Here is a 17,657-nt window from a genome sequence, read left to right on the forward strand (position 1 = left end):
CTGGAACGGGAAGGCCGCCGTCGCGTGAACACAACCCCACAGCCAGATCCCAGGGACCGCCCCGCGCGGCTCACCGTAGGCGTCGTCGGCGCCGGACGCGTGGGTCCCGCGCTCGCCGCGTCCCTCCAGCTCGCCGGGCACCGCCCGGTGGCCGTCTCGGGGGTCTCCGACACCTCCAGGCGCCGGGCCGCCGCGCTGCTCCCCGACGTGCCGCTGGTGACTCCCGCCGAGGTCCTCCGGCGCGCCGAGCTGGTCCTGCTGACCGTCCCCGACGACGCCCTGCCCGGCCTGGTCGCCGGGCTCGCCGAGACCGGGGCGGTGCGACCGGGCCAGCTGCTCGTCCACACCTCCGGGCGGTACGGCGCGAAGGTCCTGGACCCCGCCCTGCGCGCCGGCGCCCTGCCGCTGGCCCTGCACCCGGCGATGACCTTCACGGGCACCCCCGTGGACGTCCAGCGCCTGGCCGGCTGCTCCTTCGGCGTCACCGCGCCCGAGGAACTGCGGCTGGCCGCGGAGGCCCTGGTCATCGAGATGGGCGGCGAGCCGGAGTGGATCGCCGAGGACAGGCGCCCGCTCTACCACGCGGCGCTCGCCCTCGGCGCCAACCACCTGGTCACCCTCGTCGCCCAGTCCATGGAGCTGCTGCGCACGGCCGGTGTCGAGGCCCCCGACCGGATGCTCGGCCCGCTGCTCGGCGCCGCCCTCGACAACGCCCTGCGCTCCGGCGACGCCGCCCTCACCGGCCCCGTGGCGCGCGGCGACGCGGGCACGGTCGCCGCGCACATCGTGGAGCTGCGTACGCACGCCCCGCAGGCCGTCGCCGGTTACCTGGCGATGGCCCGCGCGACCGCCGACCGAGCCCTCGACCACGGCCTGCTGAAGGCCGAACTCGCCGAGGACCTCCTCGGGGTACTCGCCGACGGAACGGTCCCGGCGGTCGGCACCGCCCCGGAGGACCCGAGCACCCCGCCGGACAACAGCTCCCCCGAGAACACCGGCGACACCGACCGCCCCGGCGACACCGAGAGCACCGACGGCACCGGAAGCACCGGCGGCAGCGGCGACACCGACCGCCCCGGCGACACCGACGGCCCCGAGGGAGACGTCCGATGACCACCACCCCGCCCGTCCTGCTGCGCACGGCCGGAGACCTGCACGCGCGCGTGCGGCACGGCCGCAGGGCCGTGGTGATGACCATGGGCGCCCTGCACGAGGGCCACGCCACCCTGATCCGCACGGCCCGCGACCTGGCCGGCCCCGGCGGCGAGGTCGTCGTCACCGTCTTCGTCAACCCGCTCCAGTTCGGCGCCGGCGAGGACCTCGACCGCTACCCGCGCACCCTGGACGCCGACCTGGAGATCGCCGGGCAGGCGGGCGCGGACGCCGTGTTCGCCCCGTCCGTCGACGAGGTGTACCCCGGCGGCGAGCCCCAGGTGCGCGTCACCGCCGGCCCGATGGGTGAACGCCTGGAGGGCGCCAGTCGCCCCGGCCACTTCGACGGCATGCTCACCGTCGTCGCCAAGCTGCTCCACCTCACCCGCCCGGACCTCGCCCTCTACGGCCAGAAGGACGCCCAGCAGCTCGCGCTGATCCGCCGCATGGTCCGCGACCTGAACTTCGGCGTGGAGATCGTCGGCGTCCCCACCGTGCGCGAGGACGACGGCCTGGCCCTGTCCAGCCGCAACCGCTACCTCTCGCCCCAGGAGCGCCGCACCGCGCTCGCCCTCTCCCAGGCGCTGTTCGCCGGCCAGGACCGGCACGCGGCCCAGGAGGCGCTGCGCGCGCGGGCCCGCGAGGTGCCCGCCACGCACGCGCGTGCCGAGGCGCTCAGCGCCCTGGGCGAGTCCCGCGCGGCGGCCGACGCGCACGCAGTCGCCACGTCGGCCCCGGCGAGCGCCACGGCCGTCCGCGCCGCCGCCCGCCTGGTCCTGGACGACGCCGCCCGCCTCGACCCGCCGCTGGAGCTGGACTACCTCGCCCTGGTCGACCCGTCCGACTTCACCGAGATCGGCGACGACCACACCGGCGAGGCCGTCCTCGCCGTCGCCGCCCGGGTCGGCGCGACCCGGTTGATCGACAACGTCCCCCTCACCTTCGGAGCCGCCTCGTGACCAGCACAGGCATACGACTGCACGCCCCCGCGCCCGGCTGGGCCATCGCCGCGGACGTGGTGGTCGTCGGCTCCGGCGTCGCCGGCCTCACCGCCGCCCTGCGCTGCGAGGCCGAGGGCCTGCGGACGGTCGTCGTCACCAAGGCCCGCCTCGACGACGGCTCCACCCGCTGGGCCCAGGGCGGCATCGCCGCCGCACTCGGCGAGGGCGACACCCCCGAGCAGCACCTGGACGACACCCTGGTCGCCGGCGCGGGCCTGTGCGACGAGGAGGCGGTCCGCATCCTGGTCACCGAGGGCCCCGACGCCGTACGCCGCCTGATCGCGACCGGCGCGCACTTCGACGAGTCCACCGAGGGCGGCCTTGCCCTCACCCGCGAGGGCGGCCACCACCGGCGCCGCATCGCCCACGCCGGCGGTGACGCCACCGGTGCGGAGATCTCCCGCGCCCTGGTCGAGGCGGTCCGCGCGCGCGGGATGCGCACCATCGAGAACGCCCTCGTCCTGGACCTCCTCACCGACGCCGACGGCCGCACCGCCGGCGTCACCCTGCACGTCATGGGCGAGGGCCAGCACGACGGCGTCGGCGCGGTCCACGCCCCGGCCGTGGTCCTGGCCACCGGCGGCATGGGCCAGGTCTTCTCGGCGACGACGAACCCGTCCGTCTCCACGGGCGACGGCGTCGCGCTCGCCCTGCGCGCGGGCGCCGAGGTGAGCGACCTGGAGTTCGTCCAGTTCCACCCCACCGTCCTCTTCCTCGGCCCGGACGCCGAGGGCCAGCAGCCGCTGGTCTCGGAGGCGGTCCGCGGCGAGGGCGCCCACCTGGTGGACGCCGACGGCGTGCGCTTCATGGTGGGGCAGCACGAGCTGGCCGAACTGGCGCCCCGCGACATCGTCGCCAAGGGCATCACGCGCCGCATGCAGGAGCGGGGCGCCGAGCACATGTACCTGGACGCCCGCCACTTCGGCGCGGCGATGTGGGAGCACCGCTTCCCCACGATCCTCGCCGCCTGCCGCGCGCACGGCATCGACCCGGTCACCGAGCCGATCCCGGTAGCCCCGGCCGCCCACTACGCCTCCGGCGGCGTCCGCACCGACGCCCGCGGCCGTACGACGGTCCCCGGCCTGTACGCGTGCGGCGAGGTCGCCTGCACCGGTGTGCACGGCGCCAACCGCCTCGCCTCGAACTCGCTCCTCGAAGGCCTGGTCTACGCCGAGCGCATCGCCGCCGACATCGCGGCGGGCCACGCGGCCGGCACCCTCCCCGCCCCCGTACCGGCCCCGCTCCCGCGGGCGGAGCAGCCCTCGCACCCCCTCCTGCCGCCCGAGTCCCGCCTCACGATCCAGCGGATCATGACCGAGGGCGCCGGCGTCCTGCGCTCGGCCGCCTCCCTCACCCGGGCCGCGGACCAGCTGCACCACCTCCACGCCGAGGCCCGTGAGGCCCTGCACGAGAACGGCAAGACGTCCGAGCCGGGCGTCGACACCTGGGAGGCCACCAACCTCCTGTGCGTGGCGCGCGTCCTGGTGGCCGCCGCCGCCCGGCGCGAGGAGACCCGCGGCTGCCACTGGCGCGAGGACCACGCGGACCGCGACGACCCGACGTGGCGCCGCCACATCGTCGTACGCCTGAACCCGGACCGCGCCCTCGCCCTGCACACCACGGACACGTCACAATTCCCCCCGACCACCCACAGCGCCCAGCCGACGCACCGTCCCCAGGAGCAGTGACAGCAGTGAACCCCTCCGACCTTCCCCTCGCCTCCGCCGGAGGCTGCGGCGACGGCTGCGCCTGCGGCGCGGACACCGACGAAGAGAGCTACATGGAGTGCGGCCTCGACCCCGCGCTCGCCGCCCTCCTGCTGGACTCGGGACTCGACCCGGTGGAGGTCGAGGACATCGCGAACGTCGCCATCCAGGAGGACCTGGCCGGCGGCGTGGACGTGACGACGGTCGCGACCATCCCCGAGGACGCCGTGGCCACCGCCGACTTCACCGCGCGGGAGGCCGGCGTCGTGGCGGGCCTCAGGGTCGCCGAGGCGGTGATGTCGGTCGTCTGCACGGACGAGTTCGAGGTGGAACGCCACGTCGAGGACGGCGACCGCGTCGAGGCGGGCCAGAAGCTCCTCTCCGTCACCACCCGCACCCGCGACCTCCTCACCGCCGAACGCAGCGCGCTGAACCTCCTGTGCCGCATGTCGGGCATCGCGACCGCCACGCGCGCGTGGGCGGACGCCCTGGAGGGCACGAAGGCCAAGGTCCGCGACACCCGCAAGACCACCCCCGGCCTGCGCGGCCTCGAGAAGTTCGCCGTCCGCTGCGGCGGCGGCGTCAACCACCGGATGTCCCTCTCGGACGCGGCCCTGGTCAAGGACAACCACGTGGTGGCCGCCGGCGGCGTGGCGGCGGCGTTCCAGGCCGTCCGCGAACGCTTCCCCGACGTGCCCATCGAGGTCGAGGTCGACACCCTGCACCAGCTCCGCGAGGTCGTGGACGCGGGCGCCGACCTGATCCTCCTGGACAACTTCACGCCGGACGAGTGCGAGGAGGCCGTCGCCCTGGTCGCCGGCCGGGCCGCGCTGGAGGCCTCGGGCCGCCTGACCCTCACCAACGCCAAGGCGTACGCGGCCACGGGCGTCGACTTCCTGGCCGTCGGGGCGCTCACGCACAGCTCCCCGATCCTGGACATCGGCCTGGACCTGCGAGCGGCGGAGTAGAGCCATGCTGCTGACCATCGACGTGGGCAACACCCACACCGTCCTCGGTCTCTTCGACGGCGAGGACATCGTCGAGCACTGGCGCATCTCCACCGACTCGCGCCGCACGGCCGACGAGCTGGCGGTCCTCCTCCAGGGCCTGATGGGCATGCACCCCCTGCTCGGCGACGAGCTGGGCGACGGCATCGACGGCATCGCCATCTGCGCGACGGTCCCCTCCGTCCTGCACGAGCTGCGCGAGGTCACCCGCCGCTACTACGGCGACGTCCCCGCCGTCCTCGTCGAACCGGGCGTCAAGACGGGCGTCCCCATCCTCACCGACCACCCGAAGGAGGTCGGCGCCGACCGCATCATCAACGCCGTCGCGGCCGTCGAGCTGTACGGCGGTCCGGCGATCGTCGTGGACTTCGGCACGGCGACGACGTTCGACGCGGTCAGCGCGCGCGGGGAGTACATCGGCGGGGTCATCGCCCCCGGCATCGAGATCTCGGTGGAGGCGCTCGGCGTAAAGGGCGCCCAGCTCCGCAAGATCGAGGTGGCGCGTCCCCGCAGCGTGATCGGCAAGAACACGGTCGAGGCGATGCAGTCCGGGATCATCTACGGCTTCGCGGGCCAGGTCGACGGGGTCGTCAACCGCATGGCCCGCGAACTGGCCGACGACCCGGACGACGTCACGGTCATCGCGACGGGCGGGCTGGCGCCGATGGTGCTGGGGGAGTCCTCGGTCATCGACGAGCACGAGCCGTGGCTGACCCTGATGGGGCTCCGCCTGGTCTACGAACGCAACGTGTCCCGCATGTAGGTGCCGACGGGGGCGCCTCCCGGCGTCCCCGTGCCGTCCCGGAGGTGCCGGGGCGGCACGCCGCGCCCGCCCCCTATGCCGGGTTTGTCTGATTAGCGCGTATCGTCGCCCCATGCCCACGCCCTACGGATCCCGCGGCGGCATGGCGTTCGGTGCTCAGGAGCTGCGTGTGCTCCGGCGCGCCCTCGCCCTCGCCCTGAACCCCACCCCCGTCTCGGCTCAGGAGGCCCAGGACTGCCTCCGCCTCGCAGAGTCGCTGGACGAGGCGATCCGGGAGAGCGCCCGGCTGCGCGCCTTCCTGGTGGCCGACCTCTCCCGGTACCGCGCCGCACTCCCCGGCACGGCCACCGGTTACCTGGCGCTCCTGGACGAGGCGCTGGGCGCCGGACACCGCCCGGACGCGGACGACCTCGCCGCCCTCGGCGCCCTGCGCGGGAACCCTGCCGCGGCCGCCCTCCTGGCCCGCTGCGGCGTCCCGGCCACCGCGCCTCCCGCCATGGTCCCCGCCCCGGCGGCGGCCCCCGCCCCGGTCCCGGTCCCGGCGGCCACCGTCGCCCCCACCCCCAGCCCCGTCCCCACCCCCACCCTCACCCCCACCGTCCCCGCCGCCCGCACGCGCCTCCACGCCCTCCCGGGCGGCCAGCAGCCCGACAAGAAGCCCTCCCAGAAACCGGCGGAGAAGCCCGCGCCCCACCCCTCCCCGGCCGCCCCCAAGCGCCCCGTCCCCACCCCGGGCGAGGTCTTCCCCCGCCGCAAGCCGGCCCCGCCCGCCCCCGGCTCCCGGCACCACCTCGCCGCCGGCTGACGGCGGCTGGCTACCCTGGAGCCATGGACTACGTCTCCGCGCTCCTGCCCCCGGCCGTGATGGCCGTGTTCTTCATCGGCGTGATCAGGGTGATCGTGAAGACCCAGGGTGGCGCCAACAAGGCCAAGGAGGACGCGGCCGTCGACGCCGCCCTCGCCCGGGCGGAGGGCGCCCGCCAGGCGCCCGCGGCACGCAACGAGACCTGACCGGGGCGCCCCGCGCCCGCACCCACCCGCGTACGACTCCTCGCCCACCGCGAGGAGTCGTACGCCCTTTTTGTGACCATTTACCATCAGAAGCGCACGTCCGGCACGCCATCACCCGGATCTCCCACTATCGTGCAGAGCGTGCCTCGCCCATTGGGAGAACTCGAAGACTCGGTCATGACGAGGGTGTGGAAGTGGAACCGCCCCGTGACCGTTCGAGAAGTCCTGGAAGATCTGCAACAGGAACGGTCCATCGCCTACACCACGGTGATGACCGTTTTGGACAATCTCCACCAGAAGGGCTGGGTCCGCCGCGAGGCGGAAGGCCGGGCCTATCGATATGAGGCGGTCTCCACCCGCGCCGCCTACGCCGCCGCGCTGATGAACGACGCCTGGTCCCAGAGCGACAACCCGACCGCCGCCCTCATCGCCTTCTTCGGCATGATGAGCGAGGAACAGCGCGAGGCGCTCAGGGACGCCATCCGCATCGTGCAGGGACCGGAAACGCCCGCGCCCAACCCCGGCTCGGTACCGGACGCGGGCGAGCGATAGCGTCCCCACATGTCTAAAGCCATCACCGTCCGGCGGGCCCGCACCAGCGATGTCCCGGACGTACGCCGGCTCCTCGACACGTACGTCCGCGACCGCATCCTGCTCGACAAAGCGATGGTGACGCTTTACGAGAGCATCCAGGAGTTCTGGGTCGCGGAACGGGACGGCAACGCCGAGGTGGTCGGCTGCGGCGCCCTGCACGTCATGTGGGAAGACCTCGCGGAAGTACGGACTCTCGCGGTGAAGCCCGGACTGAAGGGCCTCGGCGTCGGACATCAGTTGCTGGAGAAGTTGCTGGAGACCGCGCGCTGGCTCGGTGTTCGCCGGGTTTTCTGCCTGACCTTCGAAGTGGACTTCTTCGGCAAGCACGGCTTCGTGGAGATCGGGGAGACGCCCGTCGACACCGATGTCTACGCGGAGCTGCTGCGTTCCTATGACGAGGGCGTAGCGGAGTTCCTGGGGCTCGAACGAGTGAAACCGAACACCTTGGGCAACAGCCGGATGCTTCTGCATCTGTGATCGCCCGCATCCGTGATCACCGCGCATCGGCGGGCATCGGCGGCTCTTCACATCGGCCGCTCTTCGCATCCCTTCGCCAGGTTTATTCCATCGAGGGGCCGTTCGCGGGTTCGCGCGGGTTCCCTATGTCCGAAACGCGTATCTTTCCGGCCCGGTGCCGGGCTACCGGTCTCCACCGGGGGTTTGTGTTTTTCCGGCAAAAGCGGTTTGCTTTCCGACGTACTGCAGTACTGCATATAACAAGGGCGGCGATACGGCGGACGCCGGCGGATCTCCCGCCCTCACGTTATCGATGAAAGGAAATCCGGTGGCACAGAAGGTTCAGGTCCTTCTTGTCGACGACCTCGACGGTGGCGAGGCAGACGAGACCGTGACGTTCGCGCTGGACGGCAAGACGTACGAGATCGACCTCACCACCGCCAACGCGGACAAGCTCCGCGGCCTGCTCGAGCCCTACGTCAAGGGTGGTCGTCGCACCGGGGGCCGTGCCTCGGGCGGACGCGGCAAGGCGCGCGCCTCCTCCGGCGGCAGCCAGGACACCGCGGCGATCCGCGCCTGGGCCAAGGAGAACGGATACGAGGTCAACGACCGCGGCCGGGTTCCCGCGATCATCCGCGAGGCGTACGAGAAGGCCAACGGCTGATCACCCGGCCCGCACGACAGGTTCCGCCCCGCACGTACTCAGCGCGCCGCCGGCGGGGAGAGCCGGACCCGGTGGCACTGAGTCGCCAGCGTGCGGACCAGCCGTGCGAGATCGGGGCCGGCCCCCGGGCCCCCCGTGGCCGACAGGGCCGGCAGCGAGTCCTCGTCCTCGCACCCCGGCTCCGGGGGCCGCACCCACACAGCGGCCCCCCGCAGGTCCGCACGGTCATCGCGGCCGCCGAGGGGCACGGGGCCGAGGGGGGCGTCCACGAGGGTGCCCGCGCCGGCCGCCGTCAGGTCGAGCGGCAGCGAGCCCCACTCCAGCCACTCCAGCAGGCCGGGCAGCTCGTCCGCGCCGCCCGCCGCCACGAACAGCCACATCCGGCCGCCCCGGACGGCCACCGGGAACCCGGGTCCGCACGCCGCCGGGCCCGCGCGCCCGAGCCGCTCCAGAGCCGCGTGCCCGGCCTCGGCCGGAACGTCCAGAACGTCGAAGCGGACGCCCGCGCGCAGCCGTACCGGAGCCCCCGGCGCCGTCGGCCAGCCGAGCACGTCCTCGTACCACGACCGCACCCGCTCCCACCCGCCGCCGCGCGCTTCGGGCGGCCGACGGGGGAGCGGCACCAGGGGGACCGAGGGCGGGGCGCCAACCATGCCAAGTGCAACAGCCCGAACGGGCTCCGGGTTACGCTGGGTGGTGCTACGAATGCGCAGAGTGCGGAAAAAGGGGGCGTGCGGGAGTGCGGGGAGGCGCGACGTTGTTCGCCCGTAGCGGAGGGAACCGGTGCGCGCGGCATGGAGTGTCCGTCCCAGCGGGTAAGACATCCCTAGTGGGAGGGGGCGACGCGCGGATTGGGCCGTCTCACGTTCGCCATCGGCGTACTGGCGAGTGGGGTAAGTGCCTGGCCTGCGGGAACATCGTCTCGCACCATCGGGTTGTGGCAGATGTCGGCGTCAGGGGTCAGGAGGCCATCGACGGTGTCGGCAGTTGGAATGAGCGGTCCCCGCTTGCGGGACTAAGCTGCGGAAGGACAGGGAGGGGAAGTTCCCCTTACTGCCTGACCGCTCTGAGGAGCGATTAACGATGTTCGAGAGGTTCACCGACCGCGCGCGGCGGGTTGTCGTCCTGGCTCAGGAAGAAGCCCGGATGCTCAACCACAACTACATCGGCACCGAGCACATCCTCCTGGGCCTGATCCACGAGGGTGAGGGTGTCGCCGCCAAGGCCCTTGAGAGCCTCGGGATTTCGCTCGAGGCGGTCCGCCAGCAGGTGGAGGAGATCATCGGGCAGGGCCAGCAGGCCCCGTCGGGTCACATCCCCTTCACCCCCCGTGCCAAGAAGGTCCTGGAGCTGTCGCTCCGCGAGGCCCTCCAGCTCGGTCACAACTACATCGGCACGGAGCACATCCTGCTCGGCCTGATCCGTGAGGGCGAGGGCGTCGCCGCCCAGGTCCTGGTCAAGCTGGGCGCCGACCTCAACCGGGTGCGGCAGCAGGTCATCCAGCTGCTCTCCGGTTACCAGGGCAAGGAGACCGCCACCGCCGGCGGTCCTGCGGAGGGCACGCCCTCCACGTCCCTGGTCCTCGACCAGTTCGGCCGGAACCTCACCCAGGCCGCTCGCGAGTCCAAGCTCGACCCGGTCATCGGGCGCGAGAAGGAGATCGAGCGGGTCATGCAGGTGCTGTCCCGCCGCACCAAGAACAACCCGGTGCTCATCGGTGAGCCCGGCGTCGGCAAGACCGCCGTCGTCGAGGGCCTCGCGCAGGCCATCGTCAAGGGCGAGGTGCCCGAGACCCTCAAGGACAAGCACCTCTACACCCTGGACCTCGGCGCCCTGGTCGCCGGCTCCCGCTACCGCGGTGACTTCGAGGAGCGCCTGAAGAAGGTCCTCAAGGAGATCCGCACCCGCGGCGACATCATCCTGTTCATCGACGAGCTGCACACGCTGGTCGGCGCGGGTGCCGCCGAGGGCGCCATCGACGCCGCGAGCATCCTCAAGCCGATGCTGGCCCGCGGTGAGCTGCAGACCATCGGTGCGACCACGCTGGACGAGTACCGCAAGCACCTGGAGAAGGACGCGGCCCTCGAGCGCCGCTTCCAGCCGATCCAGGTCGCGGAGCCGTCGCTGCCGCACACGATCGAGATCCTCAAGGGCCTGCGCGACCGGTACGAGGCGCACCACCGCGTCTCCATCACGGACGAGGCCCTGGTCCAGGCGGCCACCCTCGCCGACCGCTACATCTCGGACCGCTTCCTGCCGGACAAGGCGATCGACCTGATCGACGAGGCCGGCTCCCGGATGCGCATCCGCCGGATGACCGCGCCGCCGGACCTGCGCGAGTTCGACGAGAAGATCGCCGGCGTCCGCCGCGACAAGGAGTCCGCGATCGACTCGCAGGACTTCGAGAAGGCCGCCTCCCTCCGCGACAAGGAGAAGCAGCTCCTGGCCGCCAAGGCCAAGCGGGAGAAGGAGTGGAAGGCCGGTGACATGGACGTCGTCGCCGAGGTCGACGGCGAGCTGATCGCCGAGGTCCTCGCGACCGCCACCGGCATCCCGGTCTTCAAGCTCACGGAGGAGGAGTCGTCCCGCCTGCTGCGCATGGAGGACGAGCTCCACAAGCGGGTCATCGGCCAGGTCGACGCCGTCAAGGCGCTGTCCAAGGCGATCCGCCGTACCCGTGCCGGTCTGAAGGACCCGAAGCGCCCCGGTGGTTCGTTCATCTTCGCCGGTCCGTCCGGTGTCGGTAAGACCGAGCTGTCCAAGGCGCTCGCGGAGTTCCTCTTCGGCGACGAGGACGCGCTGATCTCCCTCGACATGTCGGAGTTCAGCGAGAAGCACACGGTGTCGCGTCTCTTCGGTTCGCCCCCCGGCTACGTGGGCTACGAAGAGGGCGGCCAGCTGACCGAGAAGGTCCGCCGCAAGCCGTTCTCCGTCGTCCTCTTCGACGAGGTCGAGAAGGCCCACCCGGACATCTTCAACTCGCTGCTGCAGATCCTGGAGGACGGTCGCCTGACCGACTCCCAGGGCCGGGTCGTGGACTTCAAGAACACGGTCATCATCATGACGACCAACCTCGGCACCCGGGACATCTCCAAGGGCTTCAACCTCGGCTTCGCCGCCGCGGGCGACACGAAGACCAACTACGAGCGCATGAAGAACAAGGTCCAGGACGAGCTGAAGCAGCACTTCCGGCCCGAGTTCCTCAACCGCGTCGACGACGTGGTCGTCTTCCCGCAGCTCAGCCAGGCCGACATCCTGCGGATCGTCGACCTGATGATCGACAAGGTCGACGAGCGCCTCAAGGACCGGGACATGGGCATCGAGCTCTCCCAGTCCGCCAAGGAGCTGCTGTCCAAGAAGGGCTACGACCCGGTGCTGGGCGCGCGTCCGCTGCGTCGCACCATCCAGCGCGAGGTCGAGGACACGCTGTCGGAGAAGATCCTCTTCGGCGAGCTGCGTCCCGGTCACATCGTGGTCGTGGACACCGAGGGCGAGGGCGAGACCCAGACCTTCACCTTCCGGGGTGAGGAGAAGTCGGCGCTCCCCGACGTCCCGCCGATCGAGCAGGCGGCCGGCGGCGCCGGACCGAACCTGAGCAAGGAGGCGTAGCCCTCCGGGGGTGAGCCTGGAAAGGGGCTGCCCGGGACTTCGGTCCCGGGCAGCCCCTTTCGCCGTGCCGCGTCAGCGTTCGTCCAGGGTGATGTCCGCGTCCGGGAAGAGGGCGGCGAAGGGGGCGGTGTCGAAGCGGGCGCCGGGGGCGGTCTGGAGGACGACGTTGCGTACGTCGGGCAGCAGGCCAGGGACGGCCGACACGTCCTCGTGCCCTTCGAGGGCCGCGAGACTCAGGTCGATCACGCCGGGGAGAACCGGCATCGGACCGAGACCGTCCGGGAAGAGCGACGCGTTCAGGTACAGGGCTGTGAGCAGCGGCAGCCGGGCGATCTCCGCCCAGTCCTCCGCGTCGAGTGAGAGGGCGGGGCCCAGACTGAGGTACTTCACCGTCCCCCAGTGGGACAGACCACGAAGCCCGGTGCTGTCGATGGCCGTGAGCCCGAGGAACAGGAACTCGAACGGTGCGGCCAGGGGAAGGGCGTCCGTCAGCCGGCTGCCCTCGAGCTCCTGTGTGAGGGACAGGAAGCGGAGCGAGTCCAGCTCGCAGAGGCCGGACAGATCGGCCATGTCGCTGATGGCCAGTTCCCTGAGTGGAAGCGCCGAGAGGTCCCCAAGTCCCCGGGCCGAACGGCAGCTGACGAGCTGCAGGCGCCGCAGCGAGCCGAAGGCCGCCAGCACCCCCAGGTCGGTCAGATCGGGATCGTCCACGACGTGCAGTGAGGCGACCGCGTCCGGCTCTCTCACGCGGCCGATGATCCCGGACGCACTGCCCGAGCCGCGGAGGTCCAGGTGGCTCCACGGCCGCATGTCGGCGAGGGTCGCGCGCTGCTCGTCCGTGGCGCAGCTCAGAAACAGGTCCGTGCGGTCCAGGTGGTCCAGTACCTCCATCGCGTACTCCCGCGCCTCGAACCGCTCCCACGTCCCGACCAGCTGCCGTCGTACATCCAACGCGCCGTGCCCCCGGAACCGACGCAGCACCGCCAGAGCCGCGCCCGGCTCCCGCGCCGCCAGCAGCGAGGCCGTCACCGTCACGCCGTGGGCCTGCGTGTCCGTCAGTCCGTCCGGTCCTGGCAGCAGCTCCAGCACCAGCGGTCCCGCCTCCGCCAACGCCTTCGCCTCCTCCTTCGACCCCGGCGGGATCAGCGCCCTCGCCCGCGCCTCCACCTCCGCCCGCACCGTTGGATCGAGGGCGGTCGCGTGCTCCAGGCACGCCAGTGCCAGCAACGTCAGCCGGGGGGATTCCTCGGCGAGCAGCCGCCGCAGCAGTACCGCCCGTTCGCCGGGCCGGGCGTGGGCGACCGCCATGCGGATGACGTCCTCCCACTGGGTGTCGCCCGCGTGGCCGGCGAGGACGTCGAGGTGGCCCTCCTCGACCGCGTACCGCGCGCCCAGGTAGTCCTGGAAGGTGCGGTGGACGAATTCCAGGGTGCCCTCGCCGGGCCGCCGGAGCAGTCCGCTGCGCAGGACCAGTGCCCCCAGCACCGCCGTCGCGTCCCCCTGCCCCGCCGCCGAGGCGATCGACGGCAGCGCGCGGTCCACGATCCCCTCGGCCGTGGCGAGGTCCATCTCCGTGCGCCCGCTCAGCACCAGCGCGTACGCCAGCCGCTGGAGCAGCTCCAGCTGCGCCTCCTCGCCCAGCTCGACGGCCTCCATGCCCCGCTCTCGGTCCCGGCGGGCCAACAGCATCGTCAGGGCGGCGTCGTACAGCTCCTTGCGGCCCGTGGGGAGGTAGCCCCGCCGTTCCCGGTGCAGGGCGCAGATCAGGCCGCACATCAGGGGGTTGGTGGCGAGGCGGGCGAGGTCGCGTTTGGTGCGCAGGGCGTCCAGCAGCCTCGCCTCGTACTCGGGGGCGTCGGCCGCCGTGTGCCAGCGTCGTACGAAGGTGCTGACGTCGTCTTGGCGCATCGGGGTGAGGGCCAGTTCCCGGAAGCCCTCGGCGGCCAGCCAGTCGGGGCGTACGGCGGTGGGGCGCGAGGTGAGCAGCCAGCGGTTGCCAGGGTAGGAGCGGATGAGGGTGAGGAGCCAGTCGCGGGTGTGGCGCCGTTCCGCGGCCGGGATCTCGTCCAGGCCGTCGACGAGGACCAGGCCCCGGCCGGCCGTGAGGACGCGCTCGGCCCAGCCTTCGGGCGGGGTGAGCGGGCAGCCCACCGCGGTGAGGAAGGCCGCGGGCGCCGGGGGTGTGCCCGCCCGGGCCAGGGTGCGCAGCGGCAGCACGTAGGGGATCCGGTCGCCGGCCCGTGCGGCGGTCACCGTCAGCCACTGCACCAGGGTCGTCTTGCCGGATCCGGCGTCACCGCGCAGCATGACCCGGTCGTGGGCGGTCAGCGCGGTCTCGGCGGGCAGACGGACGGTGCGTTCCGGGTCGGCGTGCTCCCCCGGGAGTGAGGCGCGGTCCTCCGTCGTCGTCGCCTCCAGGCTCAGGTACGCCACCTCCAGGGGCCACCGGTCCGGGGAGTCGCGCAGATCGATGCCGTAGATGGTGAGGTGGTTGTGCCGCTCGGCGACGTAGGACAGGTACCGGCGCTCGAACGCCATGTCCCGGGCGTCCGGGCGCGGGGTGCGGGCGATCAGTTCGTCGACCTTGGCGATCAGTTCCGCGTGCCACCGGGCCTGCTCCACCAGGGTCCGCGCGACGAAGGTCGAGCGCCGGGTGAAGAACTCAAGTATGTGCAGGCAGGCCCACTCCGTGACCGAGTCGAGGAAGTAGCAGGCGTCGGCGCTCAGACCCCCGGTGGCCGAGGGCGTCCGGTGCTGCAACTGCTTGGCCAGCTCCTGGTGGCCCAGGCGGACCGCCTGGACGTCGTCCATGTCCAGGTCGCCGAGGGCCAGCAGACGGGTCGTCAGGGCGACGGTGACGGCCTCCGCCTCGTCGCGCGGGAAGGGCGGCTCGCCGGGGGAGTCCAGGGACGCCCCGACCAGCCGCCCCGCGAGCTTGCGCACCTCCGCCTCACCGAGGTGGCGCTGCTCGCCCCGGAAGGAGACCAGGCGGGCCAGCCGGACCGGCCGGTCGACCAGTCCGGCGCCGGGGCCGCCCGTGACGAAGAGCTTCTTCACCAGGGGGGCGACCAGGCTGGACGCCAACTTCCCACCCAGTACCGCCGGTTCCATGTGCCACCCCCGTGGTCGGTCGACCAGGGGAGCTTATCGGGCGGCGTCAGGACAACTGGCCGTCGTAGTCCGGGAGCTTGAACGTCTTCTCGGCGTGGCCGCCGGACAGGTCGGTGGCGCTGTTGCCGATGTTGGCGATGATCGTGTAGCCCTTGGCCTCGATCCGGGCGCGCTGGGCCGTCTTGTACTCGGCGACGTTGCGGAACAGGTCCAGGAAGCCGCGGACGTGGAGGCCGGAGGACTCGTAGCCGGCGTGGGCGAGGTTCCACTCGGTGGGCGCCTCGATGATGCCGGGGCGGGCGGTCACGAAGAACAGGTCGACGCCGTGCGTCTGGGCGTACTGGGCGGCCTCCAGGACGGGCCGGTTGGCGGGCTGCGGGTAGCTGAAGCCGAAGTCGGTCTCCAGCGAGGTGTTGTCGATGTCGAGGACGATCGCCTGCTTCTCGCCGGGGGCCGCGTCGGCGATCCGCTCCTTCAGATAGGGCAGTGCCTGGTCCATCACCGCCCGGCAGTCCCGCTGCCAGGTGTCGTAGCCGACGTCCGCGGCGGCCGCCGTGGTCGTCGCGGTGGCCGCCGCGGCGCGCGGGGTCTCGGCCGGGGCGGCGGCGGACGGCGTGACGGTCGCGGTGAGCGCCGCCGCCGTGACGGCGACCGTGCCCGCGACGCGCCTCCAGGTGCGCCCGGCCGGTCCGGTCTGTCCGTTCTGCTCGGTCATGGGGGGTGGGGTCCTCTCATGCCTGTCATGCCTGCGCGGATGCCTGACGGCACCAAGTTGTCGCGTGCATGTTCACCCGGGCAAGTGGCGGTGCGGCAACGATTGGGTTACTGGGCAGTAGTCGGCCGAGGGCGCGCTCCCGTCCGGCCATTTCGGCCCCGAACGGCGTGACGCCCGTCATGTTCCGGGCCTGCTGAACGGCCTGGAGGCAGGGGCGGGCGGGCCGTGGCGCGCGTAGCCCGGGTCACATTCGAGGGGTCGGCGACCGCCCCCGCCGGTGATGTGCCGCACAGGCCGTTCGGGCGGTACTACGGGGAATAGTGGATGCCGCAAGAACTACGAAAACGGACGTATCGCCCCTAAGGGGAGCCCGTTTCGCGAGGCTCTGAGCTGGTTTTGTCCTGAATGGGGGCTCTGTCGCGAGCTGGGAAGTATCGCGCTCAAGTACTAGATGGGGTCGTAGGTCACACCTTTGTGCGCTTTGGGCTGGTCGGGTTACCAAGGTGGAGCCCGCCCGGTGAGCGCCTCGAGCGTCCCGCCGGAGGGGCTTTCCTCTGTTCCCGTCCCCATGAGGTTCGAATGTTCCCGCGTGTCACGTCCCGTTCTTCCCGTACGACCGTCCGCACTCGCGCCGCGGTGATGGCCGCCGGCCTCGGAGCCTCGGTCGCACTGGGAGCCGGGGTCGCGGCCGCCACCGGCACCACGGCGGCTTCCAGCACCTCCACCGCGGCGAGCGCCGTCGAGGCCCAGGCCGCGGCGCAGGCCAAGGCGGCGAAGGCCGAGAAGGCCGCCACCAAGACCGTCGCCGCCAAGCAGACGGCCACCAAGAAGAAGGCCGCCTCCTGGGTGGACCCGGTGAAGAACTACAAGCTCACCGCCAGCTTCGCCCAGAACGGCGGCATGTGGGCGAGCAAGCACAGCGGCCAGGACTTCGCCGTGCCGATCGGCACCAACGTCGTCGCCACCCACGGCGGCACCGTCGTCAAGGCCGGCGGCAACGGCGCCGGTGACGGTCCCGCCTACGGCAACGCGGTCGTGATCAAGCACGGCAACGGCACGTACTCCCAGTACGCGCACCTGTCCAAGGTCAACGTGAAGATCGGCCAGATCGTCAAGACCGGCCAGTCCATCGCCAAGTCGGGCAACACCGGTAACTCCAGCGGCCCGCACCTGCACTTCGAGATCCGTACGACCCCGAACTACGGCTCGGCCGTCGACCCGGTCTCCTTCCTGCGCGCCAAGGGCGTGACCGTCTAAGCAGCGGGGAGCTACGCGCCGCCGGAACCCCGGTGCGCCTGGGTCACCAGATCGATGGCGACCTCGAGAACGGCCTGGCGCTGTTCCTCGGGGTCGCCTTCGAGGTCCCTCAGGACGAACATCCCGGCGTGCAGCGTGAACAGCGCGCTCACACAGCGGACCTGGTCGACCAGGTCCGCTTCCGGGTCGATGAGGCTGTCGCGCAGCCCGAGCATGCGGGTCTTGAACATCTCGCCGATGCGCAGGTCCCGGATCGTGGCCTGGTTCTCCTGCATGAAGCGGAACAGCGGCGCCGCGCCCGCCAGCGCCTGGCTGTAGCGGCGGATGATCTCCCGCTTCGTCTCCAGGGTGTGCGGCTGCTCCCGCGCCCAGGCGATCAGGTCCTCCATCGGCCGGGAGAGATCCTCGAAGATGCCGACCAGGATCTCTTCCTTGGTCTTGAAGTGGTAGTAGAGCGCCGCCTTGGTGACGTCCAGGCGCTCGGCGATCTCCCGCAGTGAGGTCTTCTCGTACCCCTGCTCGGCGAAGAGGCCGAGCGCCACGTCCTGGATGCGCTGACGGGTGTCCCCACGCCGCCGCTGCTGCTTGGTGCTGTCCATCGTGCCGCCCAT

Annotated in this window: 16 protein-coding genes; 12 read left to right on the forward strand and 4 right to left on the reverse strand. The window is 72.0% G+C overall.

Annotated features, from left to right (window positions below):
* Positions 1-24: 24 nt before the first annotated feature.
* The 10 genes from ACFIF2_RS13970 to ACFIF2_RS14015 all read left to right on the forward strand — a co-directional run bounded on the left by ACFIF2_RS13970 (position 25) and on the right by ACFIF2_RS14015 (position 8,354).
* The gene (locus ACFIF2_RS13970) at positions 25-1,113 is read left to right on the forward strand and encodes a Rossmann-like and DUF2520 domain-containing protein (protein WP_395572926.1); all 1,089 of its coding nucleotides are present in this window, start codon (positions 25-27) and stop codon (positions 1,111-1,113) included.
* On the forward strand, positions 1,110-2,111 hold the full coding sequence (gene panC / locus ACFIF2_RS13975; protein ID WP_395572927.1) for a pantoate--beta-alanine ligase: 1,002 nt from the start codon (positions 1,110-1,112) through the stop codon (positions 2,109-2,111). Before ACFIF2_RS13970 ends, panC begins: the two co-directional genes overlap by 4 nt.
* Entirely contained in the window at positions 2,108-3,841 is a 1,734-nt protein-coding gene (locus tag ACFIF2_RS13980; RefSeq protein WP_395572928.1) for an L-aspartate oxidase, read from the forward strand. Before panC ends, ACFIF2_RS13980 begins: the two co-directional genes overlap by 4 nt.
* Positions 3,842-3,846: 5 nt before the next feature.
* The gene (nadC, locus tag ACFIF2_RS13985; protein ID WP_395572971.1) at positions 3,847-4,827 is read left to right on the forward strand and encodes a carboxylating nicotinate-nucleotide diphosphorylase; all 981 of its coding nucleotides are present in this window, start codon (positions 3,847-3,849) and stop codon (positions 4,825-4,827) included.
* Positions 4,828-4,831: 4 nt separating this feature from the next.
* Positions 4,832-5,629 (forward strand): type III pantothenate kinase, encoded by a 798-nt coding sequence (locus ACFIF2_RS13990; RefSeq protein WP_395572929.1) that lies wholly within the window; start codon positions 4,832-4,834, stop codon positions 5,627-5,629.
* Between the two features lie 142 nt (positions 5,630-5,771).
* The gene (locus ACFIF2_RS13995; RefSeq protein ID WP_395572972.1) at positions 5,772-6,434 is read left to right on the forward strand and encodes a hypothetical protein; all 663 of its coding nucleotides are present in this window, start codon (positions 5,772-5,774) and stop codon (positions 6,432-6,434) included.
* 23 nt (positions 6,435-6,457) lie between these two features.
* Positions 6,458-6,640: a hypothetical protein gene (locus ACFIF2_RS14000; RefSeq protein WP_395572930.1), complete on the forward strand. Its 183-nt coding sequence runs from the start codon at positions 6,458-6,460 to the stop codon at positions 6,638-6,640.
* A 141-nt stretch (positions 6,641-6,781) separates the two neighbouring features.
* Positions 6,782-7,192: a BlaI/MecI/CopY family transcriptional regulator gene (locus ACFIF2_RS14005; protein ID WP_395572931.1), complete on the forward strand. Its 411-nt coding sequence runs from the start codon at positions 6,782-6,784 to the stop codon at positions 7,190-7,192.
* Positions 7,193-7,201: 9 nt separating this feature from the next.
* A complete protein-coding gene (locus ACFIF2_RS14010) occupies positions 7,202-7,711 on the forward strand; it encodes an amino-acid N-acetyltransferase (RefSeq protein ID WP_395572932.1) in 510 nt (169 codons plus the stop codon).
* 307 nt (positions 7,712-8,018) lie between these two features.
* The gene (locus ACFIF2_RS14015; RefSeq protein ID WP_043371913.1) at positions 8,019-8,354 is read left to right on the forward strand and encodes an Lsr2 family protein; all 336 of its coding nucleotides are present in this window, start codon (positions 8,019-8,021) and stop codon (positions 8,352-8,354) included.
* Between the two features lie 38 nt (positions 8,355-8,392).
* Here the strand turns inward: ACFIF2_RS14015 and ACFIF2_RS14020 are convergent, their stop codons facing one another.
* The gene (locus ACFIF2_RS14020; RefSeq protein ID WP_395572933.1) at positions 8,393-9,007 is read right to left on the reverse strand and encodes an SCO3374 family protein; all 615 of its coding nucleotides are present in this window, start codon (positions 9,005-9,007) and stop codon (positions 8,393-8,395) included.
* 430 nt (positions 9,008-9,437) lie between these two features.
* On the opposite strand from ACFIF2_RS14020, the gene ACFIF2_RS14025 reads away from it, so the two are divergent.
* Positions 9,438-11,963 (forward strand): ATP-dependent Clp protease ATP-binding subunit, encoded by a 2,526-nt coding sequence (locus tag ACFIF2_RS14025; RefSeq protein WP_053134935.1) that lies wholly within the window; start codon positions 9,438-9,440, stop codon positions 11,961-11,963.
* A gap of 72 nt (positions 11,964-12,035) precedes the next feature.
* Here ACFIF2_RS14025 and ACFIF2_RS14030 read toward each other — a convergent pair whose 3' ends face one another.
* A complete protein-coding gene (locus ACFIF2_RS14030) occupies positions 12,036-15,074 on the reverse strand; it encodes an NACHT domain-containing protein (RefSeq protein WP_395572934.1) in 3,039 nt (1,012 codons plus the stop codon).
* A 46-nt stretch (positions 15,075-15,120) separates the two neighbouring features.
* On the reverse strand, positions 15,121-15,789 hold the full coding sequence (locus tag ACFIF2_RS14035; RefSeq protein ID WP_395572935.1) for an HAD family acid phosphatase: 669 nt from the start codon (positions 15,787-15,789) through the stop codon (positions 15,121-15,123).
* 579 nt (positions 15,790-16,368) lie between these two features.
* Between ACFIF2_RS14035 and ACFIF2_RS14040 the strand changes: the two genes are divergently transcribed.
* On the forward strand, positions 16,369-17,046 hold the full coding sequence (locus tag ACFIF2_RS14040; protein ID WP_395572936.1) for a M23 family metallopeptidase: 678 nt from the start codon (positions 16,369-16,371) through the stop codon (positions 17,044-17,046).
* An 11-nt stretch (positions 17,047-17,057) separates the two neighbouring features.
* Here ACFIF2_RS14040 and ACFIF2_RS14045 read toward each other — a convergent pair whose 3' ends face one another.
* On the reverse strand, positions 17,058-17,657 hold the full coding sequence (locus ACFIF2_RS14045; protein ID WP_395572973.1) for a TetR/AcrR family transcriptional regulator: 600 nt from the start codon (positions 17,655-17,657) through the stop codon (positions 17,058-17,060).

It is taken from the genome of Streptomyces sp. BK79 (genome assembly GCF_044142145.1).
Taxonomy (GTDB): domain Bacteria; phylum Actinomycetota; class Actinomycetes; order Streptomycetales; family Streptomycetaceae; genus Streptomyces.